We start from the raw sequence: 16810 nt of genomic DNA, 5'->3' as shown, positions 1-16810 counted from the left end.
ATGACACACCAATGCGCTGATTTGAGGGAATTCCAGATGACCGAACACGACACGATCCTGATCGAACCGAATCGCCTGTTCCGCGAAGGCATCAAGCACCTGCTGGCTGACAGCCCGTTCCATCTCGTCAGCGAGTACGCTTCGATCCAGCAGGCGGTGGAAGCCGAGTCCGTCAAGTCCAAGCTGGTCATCGTGGACTACCCCGTCGATGCCGACGAGACCCTGTCCCAGCTGCGCGCCGGCTTTCCCGATGCCAGGATCGTCGTCCTCGCCTCCGAACTTTCCGCTGACCGGCTCAAGGCCGCCATGGGCGCCGGCGCCGACGGTTACCTGTTGAAGGACGTATCCCCGGAGGCTCTGATCCAGTCGCTCCAGCTCGTCGTCATCGGCGAGAAGGTGTTCCCGACCAACCTCGCAGCCCTGCTGCTGACCCAGATCTCTGCTCCGGCTCCGCAGGGTTCGTGGCGTGGCCTGTCGGGTCGCGAGCGTGAGATCCTCCAGCATCTCGTGATGGGCGCCAGCAATAAGCTGATCGCCAACAAGCTCGGCATCACCGAGGCGACGGTCAAGGTCCACCTCAAGACCCTGCTGCGCAAGATCGATGTCAACAACCGCACCCAGGCGGCGATCTGGGCCATGAACAACGGCATCACGCCGGAACAGTCGATGTCCGGCGACATGCCCGCCACCCGCAGGCTCCAGGCCGTTCCGGCCTAGTCGGGCAGGCCGTTCCGCGCCTTCGGTTCCATCCGCGTGTTGGTCCTGTCCGCGACACCATAAAATCTCAGCCGTCACTTGGGAGGCATGCTAGAAAAGCGCATCCGGCTTGGCCGGTTTTTCAGCCATGGGTTTGATTATCCAGATGCGCAAGCCGCCCTCCGTGTGGTTCCACCGTCCGCGACAGCCGTCGCGGACGGTTTTCATTTTGGCGCTCCTGCTCCTCACGGCTTTGTCGGTCATTTCACCCGCGGGCGCGCAGACGGCCCCGGCTGCACCCATCGAGTTCAAGGCGGCTTTGGCCGGGTGGCAAGCGGCGCTGGAGAAGGCGGCGAACCGGGTGGCGCGCGGCGCGTTGGACGAAGCCGAATACCAGACGCTTCGCATGGAGCTTTCCGGGCTGCTCGAGCAGGCCCACCAAGCGACGGCGGCCGCCGTGACGGAGATGGCGGTCAACCAGCAATTGGCCGAAGCGCTGGGCGCTCCCCCAGCCGAGGGCGCGCTGGCGGAAGCCGCCGCCGTCGCGGCGGAACGCCAGCGCCTCGCCAGGATCATCGCCGAGCTGGATGGGCGGGGGCGGCAGGCCGAACTGATCGCGACGCGCGCGGACATCCTGATGCGGACCGCCACCGACAAGAGGATGCGGCAGTTCACCGATACCCTGTTCAAGCGCGGACCCTTGCCGCTCAACCGATCGACCTGGACCGCGCTACCGCCACAAGCCGCGTTTCTACGCGACAGGGTGTCGCAGGCCTTCTCCGCCACCGCGGATGATCCGGCCTGGGCCGATCAAGGCTTCGAACTGGCCGCCGCGTTCCTGGTGGCGCTGGGCCTCGCGTGGCCGGTGCGGCGCTGGTTGCTCGGACGGTTCGGGCGGCGGCGGGACATCACACATCCCACGCGGCGGCAACGTGTCGTCGCCCTGGCGGTCGAGGTCGTGGGACGCTGCCTCTTGACGGTCCTCCCCACCGTCGCCTTGGCCCTGGCGCTGCGCCAGATCATGGCGGGCGATCCGAAGACACTGCCCTTGCAGGCCCTGATCGCCGCCGCGGCGGGAGGAGCGGCCTTCTTCCTGTTCTTCTCCGGCTTGGCCGCCGCGATCCTGGCGCCCGACCGTCCGGCGTGGCGGTTGAGCGCGCTCGATCCAGTCCCGGCTCGGTCCCTGGTCAACCGGATCACCCTATTCGCGGTCGGTGTCGGCGTGGCCGGCGGCGCCGTCGTGCTTCAACGGACCATGCTGTCGCCGCCGGAGCTTCAGGCGGTCACCGGCTTCGGCACCATGCTGCTGGCCACCGCGACGCTGATGTTCCTGCTGCCGGGCAAGCTCTGGGTGCCGCGTTCGGCGGGGCCGGCGCCCGAGGCCGGCCGCGATGCCGGACCGGAACCGTCCGGTGGATCCTGGGTCCAACTCCGCCACATTGGCGGCGTCATCGCCCTGGCGACGCTAGGCGCCTCGATCGCCGGTTTCCACAACTTGTCGATCTATGTCGGCATGCTGGCCCTGGCCACCATCGCCGTCGCCGGCTTGCTGCTGCCGCTCCGGGGCGTCGCCCACGAGGGCGTCGCGATGGTGATGGAGCGCGAGCGGGGTCCCCTCGCCGAGTTGCGCCGCCTGCTGGTCCGGTCGGAGAAGGGCGTCCAGGCGGCGGACTGGTGCGCCAGGGTCATGATCGACGTTGGCCTGATCGCCTTGGCCGCCGTGATCCTGCTGCCGCTCAGCGGCATCGACTGGACGGAACTCCAGGGCTTCGTCGACACCTTCATGCGCGGCGTCACGGTCGGTGGGGTCCGGCTGGCTCCGGCCGACATCATCGCGGCGATCCTGCTGTTCAGCGCCGCGGTCATGGTCACCCGCCACGTCCAACGGGTGCTGGATGTCCGGGTGCTCCAGCGGCTCCAGATCGACCGGGGCGTCCAGAACTCGATCAAGACCGGCGTCGGCTATTTCGGGTTCATGGTGGCGCTGCTGGTGGCGATCGGGGCGTTGGGGCTCGACCTGTCCAACCTGGCGCTGATCGCCGGCGCCCTGTCGGTCGGCATCGGTTTCGGCCTCCAGAACGTCGTCAGCAACTTCGCCGCCGGCCTGATCCTGCTGGTCGAGCGCCCGATCAAGGTCGGCGACTGGGTCGTGGTCGGCGACATGGAGGGCGTGGTCAAGCGCATCAGCGTCCGCGCGACCGAGCTTCAGACCTTCCAGCGCGCCTCGGTGATCATCCCCAACTCCGAACTGGTGTCCAAGGCGGTGGTCAACTGGACTTTCAAGGACAAGTTCGGCCGGATCGATATCAAGATCGGGGTCGAGTACGGCTCGGACCTCAAGCTGGTGCGGGAAACCCTGCTGGCCTGCGCCACCGCCCATCCCCGCGTCGCCACGATGCCGGCGCCGATGGTGGTCTTCAAGGATTTCGGCGCCAGCTCGCTGGACTTCGAGTTGCGCTGCTTCATCCCGGATGTCGATTTCTTCCTGCCCACCGCCAGCGACCTCCGGTTCGCCATCGCGGAGTCCTTCGACCGGGCGGGCATCGCCATCCCGTTCAACCAGCAGGTCATGCACATCCCGCAGCTCGACGGCCTGCGGGATTTCCTGGACCGGCGATCGCCGCCCCGGCAACCGCCCGCGGCGTCCCAGCTGGAAACCATTACACCGAATTCATGGACGGGTAATGTTGGTTCAAGGTGAAATGCCCCAGTTTCGCCATGACGGAGAGCTTATATAAGCCGTGATATCCGGTTGTCCGAATGGAAGAGGAACTGTCCGCCATGTACGCCTATGAGCAATTCTTTGGCCCAGAGCCCCGGCGACCGGTCGTCCCGAACTGGTTCAAGGGATTGGTCGTGCCGTTGCTCCTGCTGCTGGCGCTGCCGATCTCCCTGCTCGTGCTGAGCCTGGTGCTGGCGATCGCGGCGGCGCGCGGCGTGCTGCGCAAGGTGATGCCGGCTCCCGTCCAGCAAAGGCGGCAACGCCAATCGGCGGGTCCCCAGCCCAAGGGCCAGCCGGAGATCCTGACCGACGTGGACTATGTCGTGCTGGACGACACCACCCGCCGCTGACCCCCGGCCAAACCTGGCCTACGCCTAAAGCGCGTCGGCGACCGCCTTGCCCAGCCCGGCGGTGGTGGCCTTGCCGCCCATGTCGGGCGTCAGCAACTCCGGCTGGGTCAGGACCCGCTCGATCGCCTTGACGATGGCTCGGCCCGCGTCCGGGTGACCCAGATGGTCCAGCATCATGGCGCCCGACCAGATCTGACCGATCGGGTTGGCGATGCCCTTGCCCGCGATGTCGGGAGCCGAGCCGTGGACCGGCTCGAACATCGACGGGAAGTCGCGCTCGGGATTGATGTTGGCGGACGGCGCGATGCCGATCGTGCCAGTGACCGCCGGACCCAGGTCCGACAGGATGTCACCGAACAGGTTGCTGCCCACCACCACGTCGAACCGCGACGGGTTGCGGACGAAATGCGCGGTCAGGATGTCGATGTGGTACTGGTCGGTCCTGACCTCCGGATAGGCCTCGCCCATCACCTTGAACCGCTCGTCCCAGAACGGCATGGTGTGGATGATGCCGTTCGATTTCGTCGCGGAGGTCAGGTGCTTGTTCGGCCTTGATTTGGCCAACTCAAAGGCGTATCGCATGACCCTGTCAACGCCCCGCCGTGTGAACACGTTTTGCTGCACGGCCATCTCGGCGTCTGTCCCGGCGTAAAGCCTGCCGCCGATTTCCGAATACTCTCCCTCGTTGTTCTCGCGCACGATCCAGAAATCGATCTCCGGCCGGCCGGCGAGCGGGCAGGGCACGCCGTCGAACAGGCGGACCGGGCGCAGGTTGACGTATTGTTGAAAGTCGCGCCGGATCGGGATCAGCAGTTCCCACAGCGACACATGGTCCGGCACGGTCGGCCACCCCACGGCGCCGAGATAGATCGCGTCATGTCCCTTGATGGTATCCAGGCCATCGGCGGGCATCATGGCGCCGTCGCTGTGGTAACGGTCGCAGCTCCAGTCCAGATGGTCCCAGGTGAATTCGATGCCGAACCGGGCGGCGATGGTGTCGAGCACCCGGATGCCCTCCGGCATGACCTCCTTGCCGATGCCGTCACCGGGGATCACGGCAATCCTGTACTTCGCCATGGCTTTTTTCCTCTGTTTTTCTGGCGCCGCATATGAACCCCGATCGACCCCCTCGGTAAAGCCGGAATTCGGCAACCGCCGCCGCGATGCCCCGTATGACCTTGTAAATCCAAGGCCGCGCTGCCAAACACGGGCTCCAGGAGCTTTGAGGATCGGGGTCGTCTCGCATGGATGCCATGGTGATCGGACTGACGGCGGTGGTGGTCGCCGTGACGGGCGACACGCCGCGCGTCCTGGTGGTGCGGACACCAACGCCGCCGCTGCCGGTGGAGGGGGTGGAAGGCATGCCGGCGCCCCACCGCGACGCGCTGCCGTCGGGCCCCTTCGATCCGGGGCTTCACCGCACGCTGGAGAGCGGATTGCGGTCCTGGGTCGAGCGGCTGAGCGGTCTGCCGCTCCGCTATGTCGAGCAGCTCTATACCTTCGGCGACCGCTATCGCGATCATGGCGAACTGGCCGGTGGCCCCCGCGTCGTGTCGGTCGGCTACCTGACGCTGGTCCAGGAGGCGCCGCTTTCCGGGGCCGGCGATGCCGAGTGGCGCGACTGGTACGAGTTCCTGCCCTGGGAGGATTGGCGGACGGGGCGGCCGCCGCTGATCGAGCGGGTCATCCGCCCGGCCTTGTCGCGCTGGGTCGGCCGGACGGACGACGAGAGCGAGCGGCGGCGGCGCTCCGAGCGTGTCGTCCTCTGCTTCGGGCCGGACGCGACGGACGCGCCGTGGGACTTCGACCGCGCGCTCGACCGCTACGAACTGCTCTACGAGGCGGGCCTGCTGGTCGAGGCGCGGCGCGACCGCGAGGCGATCCGGCTGGCCGGCGCCGAGGACCCGATGGCGGCGCTGGTGGCCGAGACGCCGCGGGCCCTGGGCAAGCCGATGGCGTCGGACAACCGCCGCATCCTGGCGGCGGCGCTGAGCCGGTTGCGCGGCAAGTTGAGGTACCGGCCGTTGGTGTTCGAACTGCTGCCGCCGACCTTCACGCTGTTCCGGCTCCAGCAGGTGGTGGAGGCGCTATCCGGCGCCGTGCTGCACAAGCAGAACTTCCGCCGCCTGATGGTGGCCGGCGGCTTGGTCGAGCCGACCGGCCAGCGGGAAAGCAGGACGGGCGGACGCCCGGCCGAGCTGTTCCGGTTCCGCCGCGACGTGCTGCGGGAACGCGCACCGTCCACGGCGGCACGGGAGGATGGCGAGGCCGGGTGAGGCGGCGTCACACCCGCCTACCACGCATGCCTGTGGCACATGGCAGTGTGGCGCCTTGGCGCATGGTGCGGGATCTGGCTTTGGGGTAGGTCTTATGCTGCAATGCAACATAGCCGTTGTCGGCGTGATCAGAAGCAGCAAGGCCAGCCATGCCCCCTTCACCTTCCCTGCCCGAGATGGATCGTCCGTTCCCGCTATACCGGGTCATCATCACCGGTCTTTTCCTGCTGGTGCTGTTCGTCATCGCCACCCTGGGCTCGACGGCACCAGCCTCCGAAGGCGCCGAGGAAAGCAAGTTCTCCGGCATCCTGGATCCCGATCTGCGGAACAAGCTCGAGCATTACACTCAGGCGATGGCCGCCACGCGGCCGCTGATCGAAGTCGAGACTGCCGATGGCCGGTATAAGACCGACAGCTGCGCCGGCTTCATGGCGTTGTCCGGGCATGATGGACGGGCCCGGGCGTTGAACAGCCATCCGTTGGCGTCGGCCTATCGCGATTGCGCCGTGCTGCGCGTCCTCCACACTGCCCGCGAGCCGGAGCAGCACCTGTCGACGCTGGCGGGCCTGGGGCAGGCGGTGTTCACCCGGCTGGACCCGGCGTCGCTCCAGTCACTGGCACCGGCGTGGGCGGTCAAGGCCGCTCGGCTGGCCGGCATCGGTTCCGACCATGTCGAGATCGGCGACCGCCGGGTCATCCTGGCGCGCGGTCAATCCACCTGGACCATGGAGGTGATCGCCTCCGTCGATGTGGCTGGCCCGCCGGTCGAGGATCTGGTGGTCCGCGTCAGCCGTGACGGCGTCGCTGCCGGCTTCCTGGTCCTGGTCAGCCGGACCGACGGTTCGCTGAACGCGCTGCCGCTGGACGTCTTCATCATGGGCGGCGGCGTCGCTATGGCGCAGGCGACACCTCCCTGATCTTCCGCGAAGGCTTGGCTTTCACCTGAGGGGGCGGTCGCCACGGCGGCCGCCCCTATTTCTTGCCGTCTAATAAGCTCATAATGAGCATATAGCAAATATACTCATTGAGATTATAAATCAGATGTGCTCAGATAGAGCAGAAATAGCCGTCATTGGGAGTTGGAACCAAGCCATGTCCGCAGCTGCCGCACTCGCCTACACGCCCGAGGTCGCCAAGGCCACCGCTCCGATCTTCGAGCGCATGAGCAGGGTCGTCCCCGCCGTGGAATGGCCGTTCCACGCGCCGTTGATCCACGCCATCAACAGCTTGAAGCGCGAGCGCAACGCCGTCGTGCTGGCGCACAACTACCAGACGCCGGAGATCTTCCACGGCGTCGCCGATATCGTCGGCGACAGTCTGGCGCTGGCCCGCAAGGCCGCGACGGCGGACGCGGATGTCATCGTCATGGCGGGCGTCCACTTCATGGCGGAGACGGCCAAGCTGCTGAACCCTGGCAAGATCGTCCTGATGCCGGACATGTCGGCGGGCTGCTCGCTGGCCGACAGCATCACGGGTGCCGACATCCGGCTGCTGAGGCAACGGTATCCGGGCGTGCCGGTCGTGACCTACGTCAACACCTCCGCCGACGTCAAAGCGGAGTCGGACATCTGCTGCACCTCGGGCAACGCGGTACAGGTGGTGGAAAGCCTCGGCGTCGACCGCGTCCTGTTCCTGCCGGACGAATACCTCGCCAAGTATGTCGCGACCCAGACCAAGGTGGGGATCATCGCCTGGAAAGGACATTGCGAGGTCCATGAGCGCTTCACGGGCGACCAGCTTCGCGAGTACCGGGCCAGGTTCGATGGCCTGACCATCATCGCCCATCCGGAATGCCCGCCGGACGTGCTGGCTGCCTCCGACTTCGTCGGCTCGACCGCCCAGATGATCGATTATGTCGGCGACCACCGGCCGGCCCGCGTGCTGATGGTCACCGAATGCTCGATGAGCGACAACGTCGCGACCGGCTTGCCGGACGTGGAGTTCATCCGCCCCTGCAATCTGTGCCCGCACATGAAGCGCATCACGCTCTCCAACATCCTGGAGAGCCTCCAGACGATGGAACCGCGCGTCGAGATCGATCCCGCCGTCGCCGACCGGGCGCGCGTCGCGGTCGAGCGGATGATCGCGGTCGGACGTTGAGGGGAAACAAGCCATGGCAACTTATCGAGACCGGCGGGGCAGGGGCCTGCCGGGCATCCGCGACGCCGGAACGGTGGTGATCGGCTCCGGCCTCGCCGGACTGACCGCGGCGCTCCGTCTCTCCCCCCGGCCGGTCACGCTGCTGACCAAGACAGCGGAACTGGCTGGCGGATCGAGCCCCCACGCCCAGGGCGGCGTCGCCGCCGCGATCGGGGCGGGCGACGACCCGGCCGACCACGCCGCCGATACCGTCAAGGCCGGCGCCGGCATCGCCGACGCCGTGATGGCCGGCATCCTGGCCGCCGAGGGGGCGGAGCGGGTCCGCCGGTTGTTGGCAGCCGCCTTTCCGTTCGACCTCGCGGCGGATGGCACGCCATCGCTCGGGCGCGAGGCCGCCCATGGCCGCGCCCGCATCGTCCATGCCGGGGGTGACGCGACCGGCCGCGTCCTGGTCCACGAAATGGTAGAACGGGTCCGCCGCACCCCCTCGATCACCGTCATGGCCGAGGCCTTCGCCCACGATCTCGTCGTCCGCGACGGGCGGGTCCGGGGCGTCCTGGCCCGCCACGCCGAGGCTGGCTGGGTCTTCCACCGCGCCGCCCAGGTCGTGCTGGCGACCGGCGGGACCGGCGGTGTCTTCCTGCACACCACCAACCCGGTGGAGAACACCGGCGACGGGCTGGCGATGGCGGCGCGCGCCGGGGCGGTGCTGGGCGATCTGGAGTTCGTCCAGTTCCACCCGACCGCGCTGGCGGCCGGCGACGGCTCGGGCCGGCCGCTGCCGTTGTTGACCGAGGCCCTGCGCGGGGCGGGGGCGGTGCTGCTCGACGGTGCCGGCCGCCGCTTCATGCCGGCCGAGCATCCCGACGCCGAACTCGCGCCACGCGACATCGTCGCCCGCGCAGTCTGGCGCCGGGTCGCCGCGGGGGAACGGGTCACGCTCGACCTCCGCGCCGTGCTCGCCCACGACGCCAGCCACTTCCCGACGGTGCTCGGCCTCTGCGCCGAAGCCGGCATCGACCCCTGGACGGAGCCTGTTCCGGTGGCGCCCGCCGCCCATTACCACATGGGCGGCGTGGTCACGGACGCTGCGGGACGGACAAGCGTCGCCGGGCTTTACGCCTGCGGCGAGACGGCCGACACGGGGGTCCACGGCGCCAACCGGCTCGCCAGCAATTCGCTGCTGGAAGCCCTGGTGTTCGGCGACCGGGTGGCGCGGGCGATCCTGGCCTCCGGGGACGATGGCCCGCTTCCCCCAATCGCGGTGCCGGAGGTTCCCGCCGCCGGCGGATCGGAAACCGCGCTGGCGCTGCTCCGCCGTCAACTCCGCGGCGTGATGTACGACCATGTCGGTTTGTCGCGGGACGGGCAGGGGCTGGCCCAGGGACTAAACCTGATCGAAGACCTGCGGACGGCGTTCGACTTCGTCAGCGGCGGCACCGGCACCTTCGCCCAGACCGTCGCCTGGGGCGAGGTCCGCAACCTCCTGCTGGTGGCGAAGCTGATCACCCACGCGGCCCTGTGCCGCGAGGAGAGCCGCGGCGCCCATCACCGCTCCGACTTTCCCCAAGCCTTGGAAGCCTCACGGCGCCGGAGTTTCCTCACCTTGGGAGACCTGGACCGCTCCGATGCCATCCCGTACCCGAAGGAGGCCCGCCATGCCGTACCCGTTGGTCTATGAACCGCTCGTCCGGGCGGCGCTGCTGGAGGATCTCGGCCGCGCCGGGGATCTGACGACCGACACCGTCGTCCCGGCCAGTGCCACGGCGCGCGCCAAGCTGGTGGCCCGGCGCCCCGGCCGCGTCGCCGGGTTGACCGTCTCGCTCTCGGCCTTCCGCCTGCTCGACCCCACGCTGTCGATCGAGATCCTGACACCCGACGGGAGCGACGTGCTTCCCGGCGACACGCTGGCGGTGGTGTGGGGCGCCGCCCGGCCAATCCTGTCGGCGGAACGCACCGCCCTGAACCTGCTGGGTCGCCTCTGCGGCATCGCGACCGCGACGCGTGGCCTTGTCCAGGCGGTCGAGGGATGCAAGGCGCGGATCACCTGCACCCGCAAGACGACCCCCGGCCTCCGCGCGCTGGAGAAGGAGGCGGTGCGCCAGGGGGAAGGCAGCAACCACCGCTTCGGCCTGGATGACGCCGTCCTGATCAAGGACAACCATCTGGTCGCCGCCGGCGGGATCCACGCGGCGGTGGCCGCCGCCCGCGCCGGGCTCGGCCACATGGTCAAGATCGAGGTCGAGGTCGATACCCTGGAGCAATTGGTGGAGCTGCTGGCGCTGAGGGTCGATGCCGTCCTGCTCGACAACATGCGGCCGGACCAGCTGCGCGACGCCGTGCGGATGGTGGATGGCCGGATGCTGACCGAGGCGTCGGGCAACATCACCGCCGAGACGGTGCGGGCCGTGGCGGAAACCGGCGTTGACATGATCTCTGTCGGCTGGCTGACCCACAGCGTCACCAACTTCGACGTCGGCCTGGATTTCGAGTGACCCGGTGATCGGGGGCTCCGGAACGGGAGCCCCCGATCACCGGGTCACTACTTCTGTTTGGCCGCCTGGGCGCGGGCGAAGGCTTCCGCCAAGGCGCCGCCAAGGGCGGGCCCGGCCGACATCACCGCTGGCTCCCGGTCACGCGGGGGCCGCTTCTCCGACCGCTCCGGCCGCTTGCCGCCACCCGGGCCACCGCCGCCGGGCGCGCCACCGGAGCCACCACCACCGGCGCCAGGACGGCGGTCCCGCTGATCGCGGGGCTTTTGCGCCTGCGCCGCCGGGCGCTGCTGCGGCTCGCCCGAGCGCTCCGTCCGCTGCTCCGTCCGTTCCGGGCGGGCGGCGGGACGCGCGGCCGGCTCCTCCAGACGCATGGTCAGGGCGATGCGCTTCCGCTTGAGGTCGACCTCGAGCACCTTGACCTTGACCACGTCGCCGGCCTTGACGACGGTGTGCGGGTCCTTGACGAACTTGTTGGCCAGCTGGGAGATGTGGACCAGACCGTCCTGGTGGACGCCGATGTCGACAAACGCGCCGAACGCGGTGACGTTGGTCACGACGCCCTCCAGCACCATGCCGAGGTCCAGGTCCTTCATCTCGGTCACGCCATCCTTGAAGACGGCGGTCTTGAATTCCGGGCGCGGGTCGCGGCCCGGCTTCTCCAGCTCGGCGATGATGTCCTGGACGGTCGGCAGGCCGAACTTCCCGTCGGTGAACTCCTCCGGGCTCAGCGAGCGCAGGAAGGGGGCGTCGCCGATCAGCTGGTTCAGCGGCTTGCCGGCTTGGGCGAGGATCCGCTCGACCACGGGGTAGGATTCGGGGTGGACGGCGGAGGCGTCCAGTGGATCGTCGCCGTCGGCGATGCGGAGGAAGCCCGCCGCCTGCTCGAACGCCTTGGGCCCGAGCCGGGCGACATCGTTCAACTGCTTGCGGGTGCGGAAGGCGCCGTTGCGGTCACGGTATTCGACGATGTTGCGGGCGACGCTCTCGGACAAGCCGGAGACCCGCGCCAGCAGCGGGACCGAGGCGGTGTTGAGATCGACGCCGACGGCGTTCACGCAGTCCTCGACCACGGCGTCCAGGCTGCGGGCCAGCTTGGAGGCCCCGACATCGTGCTGGTACTGGCCGACGCCGATCGACTTCGGCTCGATCTTGACCAGTTCGGCCAGCGGGTCCTGGAGGCGGCGGGCGATCGACACGGCGCCCCGCAACGAGACGTCGAGCTGGGGGAACTCCAGCGCCGCCACTTCGGAGGCGGAATAGACCGAGGCGCCGGCCTCCGACACGACCAGCTTGGCGAGGTTCAGTTCCGGATGGCGCTTCATCACGTCGGTGACCAGCTTGTCGGTCTCGCGGCTGGCGGTGCCGTTGCCGATGCTGACCAGCTCGATCTTGTGGCGGATCGCCAGGGCGGCGATCACCGCGATGGAGCCGTCCCAGTCGTTCTTGGGCTGATGCGGGTAGATCACCGTCGTCTCGACCACCTTGCCGGTGGCGTCCACCACGGCGACCTTGACGCCGGTCCGGATGCCGGGGTCGAGGCCGATGGTGGCGCGCGGACCGGCCGGGGCGGCCAGCAGCAGGTCGTGCAGGTTACGGGCGAAGACCCGGATCGCCTCGTCCTCGGAGCGGTCGCGCAGGTCGCCCAGCAGGTCCAGCTCGATGTGGAGGCCGATCTTGGTCTTCCACGCCCAGCGCACAGTTTCCAGCAGCCACTTGTCGGCGGCGCGGCCGGCGTCCTGGATGCCGAGATGGCGGGCGATGATCGCCTCGGCGGGATGGACGAGGTCGGTCGCCGGATCGCCCACCTCGATCTTGAGGTCGAGCACGCCCTGGGTCCGGCCGCGGAACATCGCGAGCGCCCGGTGCGACGGAATCTGCTTCAGCGGTTCCGAGAACTCGAAGTAGTCGGAGAACTTGGCGCCCTCGTCGCGCTTGGCCTCGACCACGGCGGAGACGACGCGGCCGTTGTCCGCGACGAAGGCGCGCAGCCGGCCGACCAGTTCGGCATCCTCGCCGAAGCGCTCGACCAGGATGTGACGGGCTCCCTCCAGCGCCGATTTGACGTCGGGAATGCCCTTCTCGAGATCGACGAAGGCGATGGCGGCCGCGTCGGGTGCCACGACCGGGTTCTCCAGCAGGCCCAGCGCCAGCGGCTCGAGGCCGGCCTCGCGGGCGATCAGCGCCTTGGTGCGGCGCTTCTGCTTATAGGGCAGGTAAAGGTCCTCGAGGCGGGTCTTGGTGTCCGCCGCCTCCAGTTGGCCCTTCAACTCGTCCGTCAGCTTGCCCTGCTCGGCGACGCTGGACAGGATCGCGGCGCGGCGCTCCTCCAGCTCGCGCAGATAGCGCAGGCGTTCCTCGAGGGTACGGAGCTGGGTGTCATCGAGACCCCCGGTGGCTTCCTTGCGGTACCGCGCGATGAACGGGACGGTGGAGCCTTCGTCAAGCAGCGCGATGGCGGCGTTGACCTGGGCCTCCCGGGCTGAGAGTTCGTCGGCGATACGTTTGCTGATGCTGATCATGTCGGTGAAGGCACGGCTGCAGTGAAAACCGGAGGTCGGGTGGCCCCCCTATACCCCGTGTGGGAGGCTCAAGGCTAGGGACCTTATCTGGATCCAGGCATATCGGCATCTTGGTTAACGTGAAATTAAGCAAGTCGCGACAATTTTCGGGGGTCACAGCGGAGTTTTCCCATGCCGGAGCCCCTTGTTGTTTTGTCGATTCTCTATCTTGGGCTGGGTTGTCTGGCCGTCCGTCCCTGCCGCTTCGAGGCGGCGTCGCTGGGCTGGAGGGGGCAGCTGGCCCAAGTGCTGGCAACCCTCGTCCTGACGGCGATCTGGCCGACCCTGGCCTGGGGGCGTCTTCGCGGCGCCTTCCCCGCGGCAAACTGAACCAGACAACTCCTGGGAGCTGGGGGTTAACCTATTCTTGATCCCGGTTGCGGCATTCTCGGGTCGCGGACGCACCGTGGTGCGTTTCCTCCCTGACTGAAAAACTCCGGCCCCGCTTCTGGCGCGGGCCGGTTTCTTCCATTGGATCCGTCCTCGCCGACGCGACACCTTTGTCGCACCCAGGGGTCGATATTCCCCCAACGTGATGTTTGCCCGATCCACCGGGCGCCATGCTATAAGCGGGCACGTATCCGAATACCTCCCCAATGGTTCCATCCCATGGTTTTTCAGGCGGTTCCCGGTCTTGGCGTTCATTAGTCTGTGCATCCTGGCGATGCTGGTCCTCGCCACCGTGGGAGCCGCCCGCCCCTGGTTCAGCCACGCCCACGAGGTCGTCCACGCCGGCATGGCGCTGACCTGCGGCGCCGCGGCGGTGGCCGTGCTGGCGCGCTTGGCGGCGAACGACTCCGGGGTCGAGACGCTGACCCTGCCGATCGGATTGCCCTGGCTGCACGCCAATCTGCGTCTCGACGCCCTGTCCGCGATCTTCCTGCTGGCGGTCAACCTAGGTGGCTGCCTCGCCGCCGTGTTCGGCTGGAGCTATGCCCGGCACGACGCGGAGCCGGGACGGGTGCTGCCGGTCTTCCCGCTGTTCATCGCCGCGATGAACCTCGTCCTGGTCGCGGACGACGCCTTCGTCTTCCTGGCGGCCTGGGAGTTCATGTCCCTGTCGTCCTGGTTGCTCGTCCTGGCGACCCACCGGGAGGATGAGACGCGCCGCGCCGCCTATGTCTATCTGGTGATGGCGAGCTTCGGCACCGCCTGCCTGCTGCTCGGGTTCGGCATTCTGGCGGGCGCCAGCGGCGATTACGGCTTCGCCGCGATCCGGGCGCATCAGCTGGAGCCGGTGCCGGCCAGCTTCGCCGTGCTGCTCGTGCTGCTGGGCGCCGGCTCCAAGGCCGGTCTGGTGCCGCTGCATGTCTGGCTGCCGCTCGCCCATCCCGCCGCGCCCAGCCATATCTCCGCGCTGATGAGCGGGGTCATGACCAAGGTCGCGATCTACGGCCTGATGCGGGTGCTGTTCGACCTGATCGGACAGCCGCTGTGGTGGTGGGGAGCGGTCCTGGCGGTGATTGGCGCCGTCACCGCCGTGGTCGGCGTGCTCCACGCCCTGATGCAGGACGACATCAAGAAGCTGCTGGCCTATTCGACGGTCGAGAACATCGGCGTCATCGTGATCGGGCTGGGTCTGGCGCTGGTGTTCAAGGCGTCGGGCGTCCCGGCGCTGGCGGCCCTCGCCATGACCGCCGCGATGCTCCATGTCCTCAATCACAGTCTGTTCAAGAGCATCCTGTTCTTCAGCGCCGGCTCCATCCTGACGGCGACCGGCGAGCGCGATCTCAACCAATTGGGCGGGCTGATCCACCGGATGCCGGCGACCGCCTTGTTCTGCCTGATCGGCGCCGCCGCGATCTCCTCCCTGCCACCGCTGAACGGCTTCGTGGCGGAGTGGATGCTGTTCCAGGCGGTGCTCAACGGGCCGCTGCTGGAACAATGGGAACTGAAGATCGGTTTCGCGGTGATCGGCGCGTTGCTGGCGTTGTCGACGGCGCTGGCCGCCGCCTGCTTCGTGCGGTTCTACGGCATCGCCTTCCTGGGGCGGGCGCGCTCGGCGCGGGCGGAGCAGGCGCGCGAGGTCGATCCCGTCATGCTGACCGCCATCGCGGTGCCGGCCGTCCTGTGCCTGGTGATCGGCGTCCTGCCGAAGCTGGCGATCTCGCTGATCGAGCCGGTCAACCGGCTGAGCGTCGGCGAGGGCATGTTCGACGCGGGCGGCCATGGCGGCTGGGTCTGGCTGGCGCCGGCCAGCGCCTTCGGCAACAGCTACAGCGGGTTCATGATGTTCATGACCATCCTGATCCTGACCATCCTGGCCGTGTACATGATCCACCGCTACGCGTCGAACCGGGTGCGCCGGTCGATCCCGTGGGGCTGCGGCTTCACCGATCCGGCGCCGCTCGGCCAATATTCCGCCAGCAGCTTCGCCCAGCCGATCCGGCGGGTCTTCGTCAGCCAGCTGTTCGGCGCCCGCGACATCGTGGACATGCCGGCGCCGGGCGAGACGCGGCCGGCGCGCTTCGAGCTGGAACTGCGCGATCCCGCCTGGGACTGGCTGTTCACGCCGGTCGTCAAGCTGGTGGGCTGGATCGCCGACAAGGTCGATCATCTCCAGTTCCTGACCATCCGGCGCTATCTGACCCTGATGTTCCTGGCGCTGGTGACGCTGCTGGTCCTGGTGGCGGTGTCGCAATGATCTTCATCCAGGCGCTCCTCGCGGGGATCTATCAAGTCGTCCAAATGCTGCTGGTGCTGGCCGTGGCCCCCGGGCTGGTCGGGCTAGTCCGGGTGGTCAAGGCAAGGCTGATCGGGCGGCGCGGTCCGCCACTGATCCAGCCCTATCTCGATCTCCACCGGCTCCTGCGGAAGGAGGTCGTGCTGGCCGACAACGCCTCCTGGCTGTTCCGGGTGACGCCCTATCTGGTGTTCACCGCGATTTGGCTGGCGGCGGCGCTGGTCCCGACCTTCACCACGGCGCTGGCCTTGACGGCGACCGCCGACCTGATCGCGTTGGTCGCGCTGCTGGCCAGCGCCCGGTTCTTCCTCGCGCTGGCGGGGATGGATGTCGGGACCAGCTTCGGCGGGTTGGGGTCGTCGCGCGAGATGATGATCGCGGCGCTGGCCGAGCCCGCCATGCTGATGGTGATCTTCTCCATCGCCATCCTGGTCCGGACGACCTCGCTGTCGATGATCGTCGATTTCATGCTGGACGGCGAGGTCGGCCTGCGGATCTCGCTGGCGCTGGCGGCGATATCGCTGCTGATGGTCGCGATCGCCGAGAACGGCCGCATCCCGGTCGACAACCCCGCGACGCATCTGGAACTGACCATGGTCCACGAGGCCATGGTGCTGGAGTATTCGGGCCGGCATCTGGCGCTGATCGAAGCCGCCGCCATGCTGAAGCTGGCGCTCTACATGGCGCTGATCGGCTGCGTCTTCCTGCCGTGGGGCATCGCCCAGCCCGGGGACGGGCCGCTCGCCATCCTGATCGGCTTGGTGACCTTCGTCCTGAAGCTGGCCTGTGGCGCCGTGGCCCTGGCCGTGTTCGAGACCAGCATCGCCAAGATGCGGGTGTTCCGCTATGGCGAGTTCCTTGGTGGCGCGCTGCTGCTCAGCCTGCTGGGCGCCATCTTCCTTTACGTTTCGACCGGACTGTGAGGCGCTA

At 68.2% G+C, this 16810-nt stretch carries 13 protein-coding genes; 11 read left to right on the top strand and 2 right to left on the bottom strand.

The features are described from left to right. Positions 1 to 36: 36 nt before the first annotated feature. The 3 genes from N825_RS14290 (at position 37) to N825_RS14280 (ending at position 3768) form a co-directional block, all read left to right on the top strand. Positions 37 to 717, top strand: a complete 681-nt coding sequence (locus N825_RS14290) for a LuxR C-terminal-related transcriptional regulator (RefSeq protein ID WP_037452828.1) — start codon at positions 37 to 39, stop codon at positions 715 to 717. 127 nt (positions 718 to 844) lie between these two features. Next, positions 845 to 3397 (top strand): mechanosensitive ion channel domain-containing protein, encoded by a 2553-nt coding sequence (locus N825_RS14285; protein WP_037452825.1) that lies wholly within the window; start codon positions 845 to 847, stop codon positions 3395 to 3397. Positions 3398 to 3456: 59 nt separating this feature from the next. After that, positions 3457 to 3768 carry a hypothetical protein gene (locus N825_RS14280; RefSeq protein WP_037452822.1) on the top strand — a complete coding sequence of 104 codons (312 nt, stop codon included), beginning with the start codon at positions 3457 to 3459 and terminating at the stop codon, positions 3766 to 3768. A 24-nt stretch (positions 3769 to 3792) separates the two neighbouring features. On the opposite strand, the gene N825_RS14275 is transcribed toward N825_RS14280, so the two are convergent. Then, positions 3793 to 4845 carry a tartrate dehydrogenase gene (locus N825_RS14275; protein ID WP_037452819.1) on the bottom strand — a complete coding sequence of 351 codons (1053 nt, stop codon included), beginning with the start codon at positions 4843 to 4845 and terminating at the stop codon, positions 3793 to 3795. A gap of 176 nt (positions 4846 to 5021) precedes the next feature. Here N825_RS14275 and N825_RS14270 point away from each other — a divergent pair, with 176 nt between their 5' ends. From N825_RS14270 to nadC, 5 genes are all read left to right on the top strand, one after another. Further along, a complete protein-coding gene (locus tag N825_RS14270) occupies positions 5022 to 6044 on the top strand; it encodes an NUDIX hydrolase (RefSeq protein ID WP_245613112.1) in 1023 nt (340 codons plus the stop codon). 149 nt (positions 6045 to 6193) lie between these two features. Continuing rightward, on the top strand, positions 6194 to 6961 hold the full coding sequence (locus N825_RS14265) for a hypothetical protein (RefSeq protein ID WP_157619192.1): 768 nt from the start codon (positions 6194 to 6196) through the stop codon (positions 6959 to 6961). 175 nt (positions 6962 to 7136) lie between these two features. Then, complete coding sequence (gene nadA / locus N825_RS14260) at positions 7137 to 8144, top strand: quinolinate synthase NadA (RefSeq protein WP_037452811.1); 1008 nt, start codon at positions 7137 to 7139, stop codon at positions 8142 to 8144. A 13-nt stretch (positions 8145 to 8157) separates the two neighbouring features. Next, positions 8158 to 9825 (top strand): L-aspartate oxidase, encoded by a 1668-nt coding sequence (locus N825_RS14255; protein WP_051512356.1) that lies wholly within the window; start codon positions 8158 to 8160, stop codon positions 9823 to 9825. After that, positions 9803 to 10639, top strand: a complete 837-nt coding sequence (nadC, locus tag N825_RS14250) for a carboxylating nicotinate-nucleotide diphosphorylase (RefSeq protein ID WP_037452808.1) — start codon at positions 9803 to 9805, stop codon at positions 10637 to 10639. The genes N825_RS14255 and nadC overlap by 23 nt, the downstream gene beginning before the upstream one ends. Positions 10640 to 10686: 47 nt before the next feature. On the opposite strand, the gene N825_RS14245 is transcribed toward nadC, so the two are convergent. Then, positions 10687 to 13158, bottom strand: coding sequence for a Tex family protein (locus tag N825_RS14245; RefSeq protein ID WP_037452805.1), 2472 nt, complete (start codon positions 13156 to 13158; stop codon positions 10687 to 10689). A gap of 171 nt (positions 13159 to 13329) precedes the next feature. On the opposite strand from N825_RS14245, the gene N825_RS14240 reads away from it, so the two are divergent. From N825_RS14240 to N825_RS14230, 3 genes are all read left to right on the top strand, one after another. Beyond that, positions 13330 to 13527, top strand: a complete 198-nt coding sequence (locus tag N825_RS14240; RefSeq protein ID WP_037452800.1) for a hypothetical protein — start codon at positions 13330 to 13332, stop codon at positions 13525 to 13527. A 304-nt stretch (positions 13528 to 13831) separates the two neighbouring features. Beyond that, positions 13832 to 15841 (top strand): hydrogenase 4 subunit B, encoded by a 2010-nt coding sequence (hyfB, locus tag N825_RS14235; RefSeq protein ID WP_037452797.1) that lies wholly within the window; start codon positions 13832 to 13834, stop codon positions 15839 to 15841. Next, positions 15838 to 16803 carry a respiratory chain complex I subunit 1 family protein gene (locus N825_RS14230; protein ID WP_037452794.1) on the top strand — a complete coding sequence of 322 codons (966 nt, stop codon included), beginning with the start codon at positions 15838 to 15840 and terminating at the stop codon, positions 16801 to 16803. Before hyfB ends, N825_RS14230 begins: the two co-directional genes overlap by 4 nt. The last annotated feature ends 7 nt before the right edge of the window (positions 16804 to 16810 follow it).

It is taken from the genome of Skermanella stibiiresistens SB22, from assembly GCF_000576635.1.
In the GTDB taxonomy this organism is placed as follows: domain Bacteria; phylum Pseudomonadota; class Alphaproteobacteria; order Azospirillales; family Azospirillaceae; genus Skermanella; species Skermanella stibiiresistens.
The sequence above is the reverse complement of the archived record's forward strand: the minus strand, read 5'-3'. Positions and strand labels throughout refer to the sequence as shown.